The 15,263-nt window shown below is 60.9% G+C and carries 8 protein-coding genes and 2 tRNA genes; 7 read left to right on the top strand and 3 right to left on the bottom strand.

Features of this window, described 5'->3' with window-relative positions; translation table 11 throughout:
* Positions 1-8: 8 nt before the first annotated feature.
* From HYT87_02505 to guaB, 7 genes are all read left to right on the top strand, one after another.
* Positions 9-81 (top strand) — tRNA-Ala (locus HYT87_02505).
* Positions 82-203: 122 nt separating this feature from the next.
* Positions 204-284 (top strand) — tRNA-Leu (locus HYT87_02500).
* Positions 285-351: 67 nt separating this feature from the next.
* A complete protein-coding gene (gene tig / locus HYT87_02495) occupies positions 352-1,641 on the top strand; it encodes a trigger factor (GenBank protein MBI2058619.1) in 1,290 nt (429 codons plus the stop codon).
* 271 nt (positions 1,642-1,912) lie between these two features.
* On the top strand, positions 1,913-2,512 hold the full coding sequence (gene clpP / locus HYT87_02490) for an ATP-dependent Clp endopeptidase proteolytic subunit ClpP (GenBank protein ID MBI2058618.1): 600 nt from the start codon (positions 1,913-1,915) through the stop codon (positions 2,510-2,512).
* Between the two features lies 1 nt (position 2,513).
* The gene (gene clpX, locus HYT87_02485) at positions 2,514-3,767 is read left to right on the top strand and encodes an ATP-dependent Clp protease ATP-binding subunit ClpX (GenBank protein MBI2058617.1); all 1,254 of its coding nucleotides are present in this window, start codon (positions 2,514-2,516) and stop codon (positions 3,765-3,767) included.
* 153 nt (positions 3,768-3,920) lie between these two features.
* Positions 3,921-6,371 carry an endopeptidase La gene (gene lon, locus HYT87_02480; GenBank protein ID MBI2058616.1) on the top strand — a complete coding sequence of 817 codons (2,451 nt, stop codon included), beginning with the start codon at positions 3,921-3,923 and terminating at the stop codon, positions 6,369-6,371.
* Between the two features lie 207 nt (positions 6,372-6,578).
* Positions 6,579-8,054, top strand: coding sequence for an IMP dehydrogenase (gene guaB / locus HYT87_02475; GenBank protein MBI2058615.1), 1,476 nt, complete (start codon positions 6,579-6,581; stop codon positions 8,052-8,054).
* Between the two features lie 59 nt (positions 8,055-8,113).
* On the opposite strand, the gene HYT87_02470 is transcribed toward guaB, so the two are convergent.
* The 3 genes from HYT87_02470 to HYT87_02460 form a co-directional block, all read right to left on the bottom strand.
* Positions 8,114-13,234 carry a carboxypeptidase regulatory-like domain-containing protein gene (locus HYT87_02470; protein MBI2058614.1) on the bottom strand — a complete coding sequence of 1,707 codons (5,121 nt, stop codon included), beginning with the start codon at positions 13,232-13,234 and terminating at the stop codon, positions 8,114-8,116.
* Between the two features lie 259 nt (positions 13,235-13,493).
* Positions 13,494-13,844, bottom strand: a complete 351-nt coding sequence (locus HYT87_02465; protein ID MBI2058613.1) for a PaREP1 family protein — start codon at positions 13,842-13,844, stop codon at positions 13,494-13,496.
* Positions 13,845-13,877: 33 nt separating this feature from the next.
* Positions 13,878-15,251 (bottom strand): FAD-binding oxidoreductase, encoded by a 1,374-nt coding sequence (locus HYT87_02460; GenBank protein MBI2058612.1) that lies wholly within the window; start codon positions 15,249-15,251, stop codon positions 13,878-13,880.
* Between the last annotated feature and the right edge of the window lie 12 nt (positions 15,252-15,263).

Here is a 15,263-nt window from a genome sequence, read left to right as displayed (position 1 = left end):
ACGAATTCGGGGCTGTAGCTCAGTTGGGAGAGCGGCCGCTTGGCGTGCGGCAGGTCAGCGGTTCAAATCCGCTCAGCTCCATCCTCCGTCGCTCGCAGGATGCGAGCTATGGAGGATGCCCTCCGTAGGCTTGGCGAAGGAGGGCACAGGGTCATCCGCCCGTGATGTTCGGATGATCTCACGCGTCAGTCCGGATTGATCCTGGGCGAGTGGCGGAATGGCAGACGCACCAGCCTTAGGAGCTGGCAGGGAAACCTGTGGAGGTTCAAGTCCTCTCTCGCCCATGCGGGGCTTGAAAGGGGCATTGACTCAGTCCACTATTCTGGTAATTAAAAGCGAACGAGAGCGCGTATGAATTCCTTTGAATACACCATTGAGACGCCGGCGGCGACGGAGAAGACCATCCGAATTCAGGTGCCGCCCGGAAAAGTGGATGAAGCGATCAAGCAACAGTTTGCGCGCTATCGAACGGAGCTGAAGATCCCCGGGTTCCGGCCGGGAAAAATTCCCTTGGATCTTTTGGAGCGCGACTATGGGGACGCCATTCGAGAGGAGGCCCGATGGGCCCTCGTCAACGAAGTGTCGAAGGCGATCCTGGAAGAGAACAAGATCGATCCTTTCACGCCCCCCAAGGCGGATCCACCGGCCCTGAAGGTCGGTGAGGCGTTCGCCTTTGACGTTTCAGTTGAAATTCGACCTCAGATTGCGGACGTGGTCTACAAAGGGCTTGAAGTTCGTAAGGAAGAACCGAAAGTGACCGATTTCGAGCTGAATGAGGAACTTGACCGGCTCCGGAAGGCCCACTACACGATGAAGGTCATCGAGGAGAACCGGAAGCCCAAGCCAGGGGACATCGTGGTCATCGACCTCGATGGGCGCCTCGATGGCAAGCCGTTCAAAGGGGGCACCGGGCAGGACATCCAGGCGGAGGTCGGCACCGGCTTCTTCGAGAAACGGTTCGAGGAAGAACTGGTCACCATGAATCGCGGCGACGAGCGGGAGGTCGACCTGCCTTTTGCCGCGGACCACTGGGATAAGACCGTGGCCGGGAAATCGGTGCATTTTCGCATCAAGCTCAAGGAGCTGAAGGAAAAAGTGCTTCCGGAGTTGAACGACGAATTTGCGCAGTCCTATTTGAACGAGACGGGCTTGGAGCCCGTGAAGGCCAAGCTTCAAGAGCGGCTCTTGGAACGGGCGAAGGACCGGGCACGACAGAAAATGAAATCGGACCTGACGACTCGACTGGTGGAGAAGAATCCCGTCGACGTTCCTCGCTCGCTGCTGGACATGCACCGGGCCCGCATTGCGCAGAATGTGGCGCGCGACATGCTCCTCTCCGGGCTCCAGCAGGCCCAGGTGGAGCAGATGGTGAAGGAGCGCGAGGACGAAATCGACACCGCGGCCCGGCGGGAAGCCGCGGCCATGCTCCTGTTGGAATTCATCGGCAAAAAGGAGGCCCTCCGGTTGGAACGGAAGGATGTGGAGGCGCACTTCCAGAGGCTTGCGGCCGTTTCCCAATCCAATCTGGAAGTGGTCAAGCGTTACTATCAGGACGATCGGCGGGCGAGGGAACTCGCGGCGGCGCTCATGGAGGAGAAAATCCTTGAACTCATGCTGGCGCATGCTATAATGGCCGAGTGAAAGGGCATCCTTTTCGCTCATGGAAGATGGAGTGGACGGGCAAACAAGGACGGATCGGAGAGACGGAATGAGGGCACGACGCCAGACCCATCGCCCCCTACGCTTTGCTGCGGGGACGATGAGTGGAAGATTGACAAAGTCTGCGCATCGAGGTGCGGATTTCCTTCGACCGAATGGTGCGGGATGTTCGGTCCATGCGATCTAGCCCCTTTGCCGGCCACTGATTCAGATCGGGGCCGGGTCGCCACGTAGCACCGTCAGGATGTCCGAGATGCTTGTTCCCATCGTTGTCGAACAAACCCCGCGCGGCGAGCGGGCGTTTGACATCTATTCCAGGCTCTTGAAAGAAAGGATCATCTTTATCGGCAACGCCGTGGTCGACGATCTTTCCAACCTGGTCATCGCCCAGCTTCTTTTCCTCGAATCGGAAGACCCCGACAAAGACGTCTTCGTCTACATCAACACGCCCGGGGGATCGGTGACCGCCGGTCTCGCGATCTACGACACCATGCAATACATCAAGCCCAGCGTGGCCACCGTGTGCATCGGCCAGGCTTCGAGCATGGGGGCGATCCTTCTCTGCGCCGGTGCGAAAGGCAAACGATTCGCGCTTCCCAATTCGAGGATCTTGATTCATCAACCTCTGGGGGGATTTTCAGGCTTTGCCAAGGACATTGAAATTCAAACGAAGGAGATCCTGCGCCTTCGAGAACGACTGAATGACATTTTGGTGAAGCACTCGGGACAACCGGTGGAGCGGATTCAAACGGATACCGACCGGGATTACTTCATGTCGGCGAGCGAGGCGAAGGAGTACGGGCTGGTGGATGAAGTGGTGGAAAAACGCCATTTGAGTAAACTAAGGAGATAAGATGGCAACCAAAAGCGCCGGATCGTCGGGACTCTTGGTTTGCTCTTTCTGCGGGAAGAGCCAGAACGAGGTTCGCAAGCTCATCGCGGGCCCCAGCGTGTACATCTGCGACGAATGCGTCGAGCTGTGCAACGACATCATCGCGGAGGGCGAAAAGGAAGACCGCCGTTTCGGGCGCGGGTATCTGCCGACGCCGGTCGAACTGAAGGCGGTTCTCGACGAGTACGTCGTGGGACAGGAAGGCGCCAAGAAGATGCTCGCCGTGGCCGTCTACAACCACTACAAGCGCATTTTCACCAAGAACGGACATCCGGGCGAGGTCGATCTTCAGAAGAGCAATATCATGCTCATCGGTCCCACCGGCTCGGGGAAGACGCTCCTTGCACAAACGCTGGCCAAGGTGCTCAACGTTCCGTTCACGATCGCCGACGCGACGACGCTGACGGAAGCGGGATACGTGGGCGAAGACGTGGAGAGCATTCTCTTTGCCCTGCTTCACAACGCGGACTTCGACATCGAGAAGGCCCAGAAGGGGATCGTCTACATCGATGAAATCGACAAGATCGCGCGGAAGGGGGACAACCCGTCCATCACCCGGGATGTATCCGGCGAAGGCGTGCAGCAGGCGCTTCTCAAGATTCTGGAAGGAACGGTCTCCAATGTGCCTCCCCGCGGCGGCAGAAAACATCCCCAGCAGGATTTCATCCGGTTGGACACCACCGGTGTGCTCTTCATCTGCGGCGGCGCCTTCGTAGGATTGGAAGATCTCATCATGCGGCGGATCAATCAGAAGGGCCTTGGATTCGGCGCGGAGGTGCGGAGCCGAAAGGAAATGAACATCGGCGAAATCCTCCAACACGTGGAGCCGGACGATCTGTTGAGGTTCGGGCTGATTCCTGAATTCGTCGGCCGGTTGCCCGTAGTGGCCACTCTGGATGAACTCAACGAGAAAGCGCTTGTCGACATCCTCCAGGTGCCTCGAAACGCGCTCGTGAAACAGTACCGTCGGCTGTTCGAATACGAACGGGTCAAGCTGTCCTTCACGGACGAAGCGATCGCCGCCATCGCGCGGGAAGCCATCAAGCGGAAGAGCGGTGCGCGGGGGTTGCGCGCCATCCTGGAAAAGGTCATGCTGGATGTGATGTACGATATCCCATCGCACGCCAATGTTCGGGAATGTGTTGTGGGGGAGGATGTCATCCTCAAGGGCGTGGCCCCCATGTTGATCTACGAGACCGAGCTGAAGAGCGCCTGACGGGCTGGGTGACAGAATGGCACTGGTGACGCGTCAGATTGGCAGTCAGCGAGTTATGGAGCGAAAAAGTCAAGAAATTCCGCGAGCGGCCGGGCCTTCGATTGGTCCCGTTCTTGCGGTAGGGGAATTCCATTGGATAGAAAGGAGTTTGTCATGGACAAAAAGGTGATGCCCCTCCTCCCGCTTCGGGACATCGTGGTGTTCCCCTACATGGTTGTGCCGCTCTTTGTGGGGCGGCAGAAATCCATCAACGCGCTGGATGACGCCGTCCAAAAGGGGCGCGAGATCCTGCTGGCCACGCAGCGGAGCGCCAAGACGGATGACCCCAAGCCGGAGGACATCCACAAGATGGGTACCATTGCGACGGTGCTCCAACTCCTTCGTTTGCCGGACGGGACGATCAAGGCCCTCGTGGAAGGCAAGCGCCGCGGAAAAGTGGCGAAGTTCCTTCCCAGCGAGCCGCATTTCCTGATTGAAGTGGAGGAAGTGTTTGACGCCGTTCAGCCGGGGACCGATACCGAGGCCCTGATTCGTGGCGTCCTCACCGCCTTTGAAAACTACCACAAGCTGAATCGGAAGCTCTCTCCCGAGATGCTTCAGAGCGTATCGTCCATCACGGAACCGGGGCGCCTGGCGGATACGCTGGCGGCTCACATGACGCTCAAGATTGAGAACAAGCAGAAGGTGCTGGATCTCGAGGATCCAACGGAACGGCTCGAGCACGTGCTGGGGCTTCTCCAGGCCGAACTGGAAATCCTCCAGGCCGAGCGCCGGATCCGCGCCCGCGTGAAGAAACAGATGGAGAAGACGCAGAAGGAGTACTACCTCACTGAGCAGCTCAAGGCCATTCAGAAGGAACTCGGCCAGAAGGACGAATTCCACGTCGAGATTGAGGAGCTGGAAGAAAAGTCGAAGAAGAAGAAGCTCTCCAAGGAAGGGCGCGAGAAGGTCGACAAGGAGATCAAGAAGCTGAAAATGATGTCGCCGATGTCGGCCGAGGCCACGGTGGTGCGGAACTACGTGGACTGGATCATCTCGTTGCCCTGGGAAGAGTACGCGGATGAAAAGCTGGACATTCAAGAGGCGGAAAAGATCCTCGATGAAGACCACTACGGCTTGAACAAGGTCAAGGAGCGCATCCTGGAATACCTGGCCGTGCAGAATCTGGTCAAGAAACAGACCGGAAGCCCCAAGATGAAGGGGCCGATTCTCTGCCTGGTGGGCCCTCCCGGCGTGGGAAAGACGTCGCTCGCCAAGTCGATCGCGCGATCGACGGGCCGAAAATTCGTGAAGATTTCCCTCGGTGGTGTGCGGGACGAGGCGGAAATCCGAGGTCATCGCCGGACCTACATCGGCGCGCTCCCCGGCAAAGTGGTGCAGGGCATGAAGAAGGCAGGCCAATCCAATCCGGTGTTCCTGCTCGACGAAATCGACAAGATGAGCATGGACTTCCGGGGGGATCCGTCGGCCGCGTTGATGGAAGTGCTGGATCCGGAGCAGAACAACGCGTTCAGCGATCACTACTTGGATCTGGACTACGATTTGTCGCGAGTCATGTTCATCACCACGGCGAACATTCTCCATGGGATCCCCGTGCCGCTCCAGGATCGTCTCGAGGTTCTGCGCATGCCCGGATACACGGAGGACGAGAAGCTTCACATCGCCAAGCAGTTCCTCATTCCGAAACAGCGGAAAGAGAACGGGCTGAAGGAAGAGAACATCGAGATCACCAACGGCGGCACGCTCGCCGTGATCCGCAAGTACACCCGTGAGGCGGGCGTCCGGAATCTCGAACGCGAGATCGCCACGCTCTGCCGCAAGGTGGCCAAAGAGGTGATGAAGAAGAAAGACGACAGCGTGAAGATCGTCGTGAGCGGCTCCTCCATTCCCAAGTACCTCGGGGTGGCCCGGTTCAAGCTGACCATGACCGAGGACGAGAACCAGATCGGCATCTGCAACGGGCTGGCGTGGACGGAGTTCGGCGGCGAGCTGCTCACCACCGAGGTGACGACCATGCCGGGGAAGGGAAAGCTCATCATCACCGGCAAGTTGGGCGAGGTGATGCAGGAGAGCGCCCAGGCGGCGATGAGCTACGTGCGCTCGCGCGCGGGGCGGCTCGGGCTCGACAAGGAGTTCTATCAGAAACTGGACATCCACGTACACGTGCCCGAAGGAGCCGTTCCGAAGGACGGGCCTTCCGCGGGGGTGACGATGGCGACATCGATCGTCTCCGCCCTTACCCGCCGGGTGATCCGGAAGGACGTGGCCATGACGGGCGAGATCACTCTCCGCGGTCGAGTCCTGCCCATCGGCGGACTCAAGGAGAAGCTCCTGGCGGCGCATCGGGCGCAGATCAAGAAGGTGATCGTGCCGAAGGAGAACGAGAAAGACCTGAAGGACATTCCCACCAACATCACGAAGGCCTTCGAGTTGGTGCTGGTGGACAACATGGACCAGGTCTTGGAGCATGCGATCGTGATCGGCGCGGAGGAGAAACTGTTTGTGGAAGAGAAAGAGTTTCCCAAGGAGAAGGAGAAGATCATCCTTCCGCGCCTCGCGAAAAAGCAGCCGAAACTGCCCGAGAAGGAAATCACGGCGCACTGAGGTAAGGGCACGGCGCGCCGTGCCCTCTACGGCTTTCAGCGGTCAGCCTTCAGTCGGTAGCCGCAGGCTTCAGCCTGCGTCCGAGGACGCACCCATAAAGGGTGCGACTACCAGGAAATCCCACGCCGGCAGCGATGGGGCTTTCAAACAGCGCCTCAGTTCGGCCTCCGGCTTGACACACTGCGTCAGGCTCTATAAACTTTTTCCATGGAAATCCAGGAAGGACTGACATTTGACGACGTTCTTCTTGTCCCCGCCGAATCGGATATCCTGCCTGCCGAAGTCGATCTGACCACTCGCCTCACGGCGACCATCGCCCTAAGAATTCCCGTCGTGAGCGCGGCGATGGATACCGTGACCGAGTCCCGAACGGCCATCGCCATGGCCCAGGAGGGGGGCATTGGGATTATTCACCGCAACCTGACCATCGAGCGCCAGGCGGAGGAAGTGCGTAGGGCCAAGAAGTTCGAGAGCGGCATCGTACGCAACCCGGTTACCATGCGTCCCGATCAGACGATCCAGGACGCCCTCGATCTCATGAAGCAGAAGAAAGTGACCGGACTTCCCATCGTGGAGAACGGAAAAGTGGTGGGAATCCTGACGCGGAGGGATATCCGGTTCGAGACCAAGTATTCGCGCAAGATTCGCGAAGCGATGACGAAGAAGCTGGTGACCGCGCCGCCGGGGGTCACGACGGAGAAGGCGAAGGAAATTCTGGCGGAGCACAAGATCGAGAAGCTTCTGATTGTGGCGAAGGATGGGAGCTTGCACGGACTCATCACCGTGAAGGACTTGGAGAGGGCGAAACTGTTTCCGAACGCCACCAAGGATGCCGAGGGCAGCCTCCGTGTGGGCGGGGCGATCGGGACCGGACCGGACGCGATCGAACGGGCCGAGGCTTTGATCAAGGCCGGCGTCGATGTCATTGCCGTGGACACGGCGCACGGTCATTCGCAGCGGGTGATGGACACGGTGCGGGATTTGAAAAGCCGGAATTCATCGGTTCCCGTTATTGCCGGAAATGTGGCGACGTACGAGGGGGCCGAGGCGCTGGTGAAGTGCGGCGCCGATGCGATCAAGGTGGGTGTGGGGCCCGGGTCGATTTGCACTACGCGTGTGGTGGCGGGAGTCGGCGTGCCACAGCTGACGGCGATCATGGCCTGCCGCCGGGCCGCGGACAAGAAGGGTGTACCGGTCATCGCGGATGGCGGTGTCCGGTATTCAGGGGATATCGCGAAGGCACTCGCCGTAGGAGCCTCCTGCGTCATGGTCGGGAATCTGCTTGCGGGGACGGATGAGAGTCCCGGCGAGGTGATTCTCTACCAAGGCAGGAGCTACAAAGTTTATCGGGGAATGGGCTCGTTGGGCGCCATGATGGAAGGTTCAGCCGATCGCTACGGGCAGGTGGTCGAGGGGGGGGACGGTGCGGAGGGACCTCGTTCGTCGAAGCTGGTTCCGGAGGGGATTGAGGGCCGGGTGCCTTATCGCGGGACGATCTCAGCGTCGATCCATCAGCTGGTGGGGGGGGTACGGTCCGGTATGGGCTACCTCGGATGCAAGACCATCCAAGCCCTCCAGGAGAAGCCGCGGCTCATCAAGATTACTTCTGCCGGGCTCCGCGAGAGCCACGTTCACAACATCGTCATCACCCGTGAAGCCCCGAACTACGGGATCGAAGAGTAGCTTCTCGTCGCTCTCTCGTCGGACCGAGAAGTATCAATTCAAGACTTGACCCCAGTACATCACGGAATATTGAAGATCATGAGCCGGTGGTTGTACTCGTCCACGGCGTACAGCCGAATGTTGCCGGAGTCGAAGGCGAGGCCGCGAGGGAGATTAAAGGCGGTCTGTGATGTGGCCTCCGTGCCGGTGACGAGATCGGCCTGACCCGCGATCGGCGTCTTGGCCGCCTCGCCATTCACGATCGTGGCGACGTCGAACATCACGATACGGCTGTTCTGCTGGTCGGTCACGTAGAGCCTCGACGCGGCCGTATCCAGAGCCACGCCCAGGGGGGTGTCGAGACCGGTCGCGCTGAGGAGCCCGTTCGTGCACGTACCGAAGCTCGCTTGACCCAGGACGTATTCCGCGTTTTCCCCATCGGTAATCGAAGTCACATCGTAGACGATCACGCGGTCATTGCTGTTGTCTGCCACGAAAAGGAGACTTCCGTTTGCGTTGAGGGCAAGACCTTGGGGTCCACTGAGCCTGGCCCTGGCGCAGCTTCCGTACTGGTCGGTGAAGTTCGCCTGCCCGAGCACGTTGATGGCGGATTCTCCATCGGTGATGGCGTTTACATCGTACACCGTGACGCGGTGGTTGAACTTCGCCATCATCGTCGGATCCATGTCATCGGCCACGTAGAGCCATTTGCGCGCTGAATCGTAGGCGAGGCCGGTCGGCCCGGACATGGTGCTGGAGGTGTTGTTCGGGGTGTTGGACGTGAAAATGGTCTGCCCAAGCACATTGGCGGCGATCTCGCCGTTCGTGATCGAGGCGACGTCGTACACCAGGACACGCGCGTTGTCGTGGTCGGCCACGAAGAGACGGTTCCCGGCGGTGTCAACTGCCAATCCTTGCGGCCGCTTCATGCCGGCCTGAGTGGTTGCCTGCGTCACCGTGAGGAGACTGGGCTGGCCCAGGACGAAATCGGCTACGCGATCCGCCAGATTGTTGCTCGTATCCAGGTTGAAGACGAGCACGCGGCTGTTGTTCAAGTCCGAGACGTACAGACGGTGGTTCACCGTGTCCAGCGCGACGTGTTGGGGGAAGTTGAACGACGTCTCGCGTGGGTTGTTCGCTTCTCCCGACAGATAGGAGACCGTTTCGGCGGTGGTCACGTGGCCCAGGACGTCCGCGGCGTTCTCCCCGTCCGAGATGGCGGCGATGTCGAACATGAGCACACGGTGGTTGGTCATGTCGGCGACCCACAGTTTGTTATTGGTCGTGTCGACGGCCACGCCCCGCGGTCCGTTCATTCCCCCCTGAGTTGTTGCGGCGGTGTTGGTTGTAAACAGTGTCTGGCCGACCACGCAGGAGGCGTTCATTCCATCGACGATGCCGGAGGTGGACGTCGTGCCGCAGATGGTTTGCGCGGGGCTGGCGGCGGTGCGGACGTCGAACGCGACCAGGCGGTTATTTTTCCCGTCCGCCACGAAGAGCGTGTTGTAGGTGTTGTAGACGCCGAAAGCCGCCCCGAACGTGAAGCCGTCTATGTTGAGCTTGGCCTGGGTTGTGCCCACAGTGCAAGTCGTGAAACCCGGCTGTCCTAGCACGTTGAGGGCGTTCTCGCCGTCCAAGCCCGGCGTGCCGTCGAAGACCAGCATTCTGTTGTGATAGGCGCCGGTGCCGACGTAGAGCTTGTCGTTCGTGGCGTCATACGCCAGTGCGAAGGGCCAGTTCATTCCGTTCTGATCGCAGCCCGAGTCCGTACCCGTCGTGAAATTCGCTTGACCGAGGACGTTGATGGCGATTTCCGGGCTCGATATCGCGGTCACATCGAAGATCATGACCCTGTGGTTGCTGTTATCCGCCACGTAGAGGCGATTTCCCCCGAACGCGAGCTTGTTGGGATTGTTCAGCTTACTCGAGGTGAGCCCGGATGAATTCGAGGTGAAATCGGTTTGGCCGATGACGCCGACGGCCGCTTCGCCATTCGTGATCGAGGCCACGTCGAAAACGAGGACCCGATGGGCCTGAGAATCGGATACGAACAATCGATTGCCTCCTGCATCGTACGCGAGGCCTTGCGGGCTGCACGAAGAGGCGGAGACCGTCTGGGCGGCGGTCGTGATCATGTCGGCCTGACAGAGAACGAAGTCCGCCTTGTGGTCCACCAGGGCACCGGTGGCCAGATTGAAGACCAGGACGCGGTTGTTTCCGTCCGCGACGAACAGTCTTCCGCCGGCCGGGTCCACCGCCACGTCCTTCGGGCTATTGAGTCCCGTGCCGTCGGGATTGTTGGTGTCCTTGATGGTGTAGTTCGGCGTACCGTTGGAGCCAAGCTGACCGAGCATGTTCGAGGCGGCCAGTTGGCTGTACCAGGCGCTGACGCCGGAGCCCGCGGTTTCGACGTTTCCCGCGGCGTCGGTGGCGCGGAATTTCACACTGGCAGTAAGGGAGCTGAGCGTGAACGAACCGGACCAAGCCGTCGTCCCCGTCGCGTTCGACCAGTTCGTACCGCCGTTTGACGAATACTGGACAAGCGTCACGCCGGACCCGCTGCCGTCGGCTGCCGTGCCGGACAGGCTGACCGTGCCGCCACCGGCGTACAGCGCTCCATCCGCCGGGGCGGTGAGCGTGCTGGAGGGCGCCTGCTTGTCGATTCTCACGAGTACGGACTTGGTCGTCTCCGCGTTGCCCGCGGCGTCCTGCGCTGCGAAGCGGACGTAGGTTTGGCAGATCGTTGCCGCCGCGCAGGTGACGGCGGCCGAGGTTCCGGCCACGGAGGGTGTGCAGAGGTCGAAGGCGTCCAGACAGTAGGTTGTCTTGGCCACGCCGCCCGTCATTCCAGCGCCGGTGTCGGCGGGAGAGAGCGCGACCGTCGTATCCGCGTTCACCCACGCGGCAGGGGCATTGGTTGCGGTCGATGGGGCGGCGGTATCGCACGTCCGGGCCAGAGAGGTCGCCGTCGACGTGTTCCCGGCCGAGTCAAAAGCCCGGAGGTTCACTGTTACGGTCTGTCCGTTTGTACAGGTGAGCCCGGTGACTTTGCAGGTGTAAGTGGGTTTGGAGCCGCTGAGCGTGGCGAAGGCCCATTCGGAGTCGCAGGCCCCATCCGTGCTCAGGCAGTAGTCGCAGCCCGTCAGCGAGGAGATGCTTTCCGTGAAGGAGCCGTTTAGGTTGAAGGAGGGTCCGACGTGCGTCGCCGTGGCCTGGCCCGTTACGGTCACCGCGCCTGCCGAGGGGACCTCCGCATCCACGCCCCAGTTGAAGGACGCCGGGAACGGATCGAGGTTGCCGGCTGCGTCCTTGGCGCGGATCGAAGCGGTGTGCGCCCCGTTCCCCAAACCCGTGAAGGTGTGGGGACTCGTGCAGCCGGCGAAAGCCGCCTGATCGAGCTTGCACTCGAAGGACGAGCCGATCTCGGCCGTATTGAACTCGAAGTCGGCCGTGTTCTTGGCCGAGAGGCAGGAGTTTTGAGCGCCGCACGGGGTCGCCGTGATCACCGTATCCGGTGGCGTCTTGTCGTTCACGACGAAGTAGACGGGGCTGAGGTTGCCGGCAGGGTCGAACACGCCGATGAAGATCTGGTCGTTCTGGTCGCCCTTGTTGTCGCCGATCTTGACTGCCGGGAAAGAGCCGTCGGCCGAGGCCTTCGCGGATACCAGCAGAGTTGAAAGGAGGCCATCCGAATAGAATTTCACGGTCGCATTCGGCTCCACGCAGCCGGCCTGGCCCTCGATCGTATCTTCCGTGCCGGGCGGACTCATCTTGACGGCCAACTTGTCCGGTCGCGGCGGGAAGGGCGGGGTCGTGTCCAATGTCACCGTCTGGCCTTCGGGAGCGACGGACACCGCCGTGGTCGCCTTGTCGCTGAGCACACCATCCGTCACCGTCACCTCGATGATGAAAACGCCCTTGGACGCGGGGGCGGTCCAATTCACTTCGTCGCGCCACGTGTTGTCGAACGTCCCCCCGCCGGCCTTCCATTTGAGATAGAGGTTGTCGCCGTCGGAATCCGACACCCCCGCCTTGAACGTGACGGTCGAACCGGGGGTTACGGCGTTGGGACCGTCGATGCTGATGGAAGGTGGCGCACCGGCCTTTACGTCCGTCGTCGCACCGGCCAGGATCTGCGCGCCCGGAGCCAGCCGGATCTCGACCTGATCGAACAGGCTCTCGGTGAGGTCTACGAACGTGGAGTTCTCCGTGAAACCGGGCCGAACGGCCTTCACGAGATACACGCCCGGCGCGATGTTCGAAATGATGAAGTTGCCGGCGCTGTCCGATCGGACGTTCTGCGTGTCCGGGACCGTCGTCACGACGGCATCGCGCACGCCGCCGCCGCCGGAGGCCGTCACGCGCCCGAAGATGCCGGCGGCCTTGGCCTTGTCTTGCGCCGCGCGCTTGAGCTCAACCGCGGGCAGCTCGGTCGTCTTCTTCGATTCCACGACGATATCTTTCCACCGGTTCGGTTCGAACCCGGGGAACATCGCCGCGAGCTTGTAGGTCCCCTTGGGAATATAGAGAATATTGAAGTTGCCGTCGTCGTCCGTCTTTGCGACGAAGCTCATGCCGGGGATGAACACGTCGATGCCGAGCTGGCTCGTGGCATCGGCGCGCTTCACCTTCCCCCTGATCGCTCCGGTTTCGGCCAAAGAAAGCGAGCCGAGGTCGATGCTGCCGCCGGGTGTTACCGCGGCGTTCTGTGAGAACGCGTAGACTTCCCCGGACTCGCCCTGCTTGTCGCCCACGACCATGTAGTTTCCAGGCGGAACGAACGGAATGACAAACTCGCCCTTCTCATTCGAGATTGTTTCCAGAGAGGTTCCTTCGATGCGGACGCGCGCCCCGGCCACGGGCTGTTCACCCTCCGCTTGGCGACGAGGTGTGGCCCTTACGCCGCCTCGGACGCCTCCTCTAACGCCCTGCTCCGCGCCGCCGAGATCGATCCCTCTCACGCCCGAAGAAGTGACTGCACCACGAACGGCCCCGGTGTCCCCCGCCGCCGCCGCCGGGTCGAACGCCACGCCGGTCACCGCCTCTTGAACCGCTTGCGCCTTCGTCTGCTGCTGAACGGCGCCCGCCCCTCCCGCCTCCGGCTTCGATTCCGACTTCTTGCCGGCGCAGCCCACGAGCCACATCGACAAGACGAGGATCCCTCCAAAGCCCGCCACTGAACCGTAGCGACGCGTGTTCATTGACCACCTCCTCCTCCTCCTCCTCTTCCCAGACGTCTAGGCACGGTTGACATAGATTGTGCCAAAGCTACCGCAATTGAGCAAACTCGTCTGTGACGAAGATCACATGTGCCTCGAAATGTGGACTGCTTAGGTCGCGCTATCGGAAAATTGTGTGCCGCCGGTCAGGTAGAAATGGTCGGTGATGCCGGGGATTCCCGGCGCGGCGTGCAGAACGTCGCGTTGGAATGGTGTTAGGAGATCTTCCCCAAATAAGACGCTACTTCTTGCCGTTCAGTTTCTGAAGCCTGGCGATCAGCTCTTTCGCGCCTTCCACATGGATCCTAAACGACACCCCTCTCAAGAAATCTTCATAGAAGTTAGCGTGCAAGGCCTGGGCCATGTCGAAATAGACGAATAGATCGCGATCTTTCGTTTGATCGTAGAGCCGGTTGATGATGATTTGGAGGTCTCTGTGATGATGGTGGGGAAGCCCGCGCTCTTTTCCGATGAATTTGAGAAGGACGGCAGCCGCCCCCCAGTATTTTTCCGAGGCTTGGACGCGATCTCCTTTCTTGGACAGCCGGTCGGCATCCTTGAGATACTTCGCGTGAAGTTGTTTGTACGTCACGAGAAGAAGTTTAGCACAGACTACAGAGGCGGGCTAGAACAGCTTGCCAGGATTGAGGAGGTTGAGGGGATCGAGTTGTTTTTTCAGGCCCCTGAGAATGCTCAAACCGGCGCCCCATTCGGCGGGCATGTGTTTTTTCAGGTGGAGGCCGACGCCGTGGACGTATTCCATCGAGCCGCCCATCTTGTGGGCCAGCCGAATGAGGGCTTCGCGGGAGCTCCGCATCCGTTGAGGCGCGCGCGGTCCATCGGCACTCTCCCCTCCATCGCGGACGTCCTGTCCGCCGGAACGGTCGAGAGTACGGCGGGCATCACGCCCGGCCGCAAGCATGATGATCGAGTAGAAGTCGGGGCGGATCCAGATGCCCTCTTGAAGAAGTGATGCGTGATGAGTGATGAGAAGCGAGCGGGCGACTCTGCGGAACTCCAAGAGGCGGGAGGGGGGGAGGCAGACGTGGAGGTAGTCAAATGAGGGAATCGTTGCACGTGGCACGTTGCACGTCGCACGTGGGGAAAGATCGCGGAGCCATGCGCCGTCGCGGGCTTCGGGGCTTGAGGCCCAAAGTTCGGCGATGGCATGGCGTTGGTCCCATTGGTTCTGGGCCGCAGCGCTGACTTCGGGGGTGGCGCCGCGGGTCGTCAGAAGTTCGCGGGCGAGTTGGTGCTGCGCGGACACAATGGATTCGTGGCCGTCGAAGACGATGAGGAGCGTGGCGGCGTGAGTCCGTGAACCCGTGAGCCCGTGAACGGGAAGGGAGGAGGCTTCCGGCCAATGATCGACGCTGAGATCGAGCGAGGTCGGGACGAGGCCGGAGGCGAAGAGGGCCAGCACGGCTCGGTAGCCGGCTTCAAAATCGGGGAACGTGTAGAGGGCGGGGATTCGAACCGCAGGGATAGGATGAACTGCCAGCGTACATTGGGTGATGACGCCCAACGTTCCCTCCGAACCAATGAAGAGTCGATCCAGATCCGGACCGACGGAACGTTTTCGAGCGGGGCGCGAGCGGATGCCGGTCCCGTCGGCGAGGACGGTCTCCAGTCCGATCACTTGGTCGCCCGCGGAACCGTATCGCCCTGCGAGATAGCCATACCCGTTGGTGGAGACCGCGCCTCCGACGGTGGCGACCGCGACCGTCCACGGATCGTGGCCGGCTTCCAAGCCGAGAGGTGAGAGGTGGGAGGTCAGAGAAGACCATGTGATGCCGGGTTCGACGGTAGCCGTGAGAGATTCCTTGTCGATCTTGAGCACGTGGCTCATCGAGCGGAGGTCAAGCACGATTCCTTCCCTAACGGTGGCCGCCCCGCCCATGAGGCCGCTGCCGCCCCCGAAGGGTACTACGGGCACGCGGTGTATTCGGGAGAATCGGAGCACGGCCTGAACCTCGCGGGTGGACTTTGGGCGCACCACGGCGATGGGGGT

This window comes from Nitrospirota bacterium, assembly GCA_016180645.1.
Lineage (GTDB): Bacteria > JACPQY01 > JACPQY01 > JACPQY01 > JACPQY01 > JACPAV01.
The sequence above is the reverse complement of the archived record's forward strand: the minus strand, read 5'-3'. Positions and strand labels throughout refer to the sequence as shown.